At 73.2% G+C, this 1,573-nt stretch carries 1 protein-coding gene; it reads right to left on the bottom strand.

What is annotated here, in order from left to right; translation table 11 throughout:
* On the bottom strand, positions 1-1,573 hold a 1,573-nt coding region (locus SSOG_RS39925), incomplete at both ends, for an amino acid adenylation domain-containing protein (protein ID WP_154686132.1).

The following is a 1,573-nucleotide window of genomic DNA, read 5'->3' as shown; positions in this document are numbered from 1 at the left end:
GAGGTCGATGCCGAGGCCGGCGCGAAACTTGTTGATCAGCTGGGTGGCGAGCAGCGAGTGTCCGCCGAGGTCGAAGAAGCCGTCCTCCACGCCGACTTCGGGCACGCCGAGCGTTTCGGCGAAGGCGCGGCACAGGAACCGCTCCAGCTCGGTGGCGGGCGCACGTCCCACGGCCCCGGTCCGCAACCCCTCGGTGGGCGCGGGCAGGGCGCGCCGGTCGAGCTTGCCGTTGCGGGTGAGCGGCAGCCGGGCGATCGGCACCACGAAGCCGGGCACCATGTATCCGGGCAGGTGGTCGGCGGCGTACCGGCGCAGCGCGGCGGGGTCGAGGGCGGTGTCCGCGGTCGCGGGGACGGTGTACGCCACGAGCCGTACGCCACCCACGCCATCGTCCTGGGCGATGACCGCGGTCCGGACGACGTCGGGGTGGCGCTCCAGGACGGCCTCGATCTCGCCCGGTTCGATCCGGAAACCGCGCACCTTCACCTGCTGGTCGGTGCGGCCGAGGTACTCCAGGGTGCCGTCCTGCCACCGGCGCGCCAGGTCTCCCGAGCGGTACATCCGGGCGCCGGGCGGGCCGAAGGGGTCGGCCACGAAACGGGTCGCGGTCAGGGCCTCCCGTCCCAGGTAGCCGCGGGTCACGCCGGGGCCGGAGAGGTAGATCTCGCCGGGGCAGCCGGGCGGCACGGGCCGCAGCGCGTGGTCGAGCAGGTACAGCCGCAGGTCGGCGAGCGGTTCGCCGATGGCGCTGCGGGTGTCGGCCGGGTCGGTCAGTTCGGCGTATGTGGAGTGCACGGTGGTCTCGGTGATGCCGTACATGTTCACCAGCCGGGGGCGGCCGTGGATGCCGGGGCTCTCGGGATACCAGTGGCGGATCCGGCGCGGGTCCAGCGCCTCACCGGCGAAGACCACGACGCGCAGCGCGTGCCGGGGCGGGCCATCGGCCTCTCGCGCCATGTCGGCTTCCGCCTGGGCGAGTTGGTAGAACGCCGACGGCGTCTGGCACAGCGCGGTGACCCGCTCCCGTACGAGCAACTGCCACATCTCGCGCGGCGACCGGCTGACGGTGTGCGGTACGACGACGAGCCGCCCGCCACGGCCGAGCGCCGCCCACAGTTCCCACACGGACACGTCGAAGGCGTACGAGTGGAAGAGGGCGTGCACATCGTCCGGGCCGAAGCCGAACCGTTCATCGGTGGTGTCCAGCAGCCGTACGACGTTGTCGTGGGTGACCACGACGCCCTTGGGGGTGCCGGTCGAGCCGGAGGTGTGGATGACGTAGGCGGTGGTGTGCGGATCGGTACATCGGCCGAGGTCACCGGCCGGTCCGGTGGCCAGGGCTGCGGCCGTCTCCGGTTCGTCCAGCAGCAATCGGTCCCGGCCGGGCGGCAGCAGGGCAGCGGTGTCGGCCGTCGCCACGGCGAGCGGCGGGTCGGCCTCGTCGAGCACATGGCGGACGCGCTCGGGCGGGGTGGCCGGGTCCAGCGGCACATAGCCCGCGCCGGATTTGAGCACGGCGAGGACGGCGGTCACCAGGTCGGCGCCGCGTGGCAGTGCGAGGGCGACGAGTCGG

Source organism: Streptomyces himastatinicus ATCC 53653, from assembly GCF_000158915.1.
GTDB classification, from domain to species: Bacteria; Actinomycetota; Actinomycetes; order Streptomycetales; family Streptomycetaceae; genus Streptomyces; species Streptomyces himastatinicus.
The sequence above is the reverse complement of the archived record's forward strand: the minus strand, read 5'-3'. Positions and strand labels throughout refer to the sequence as shown.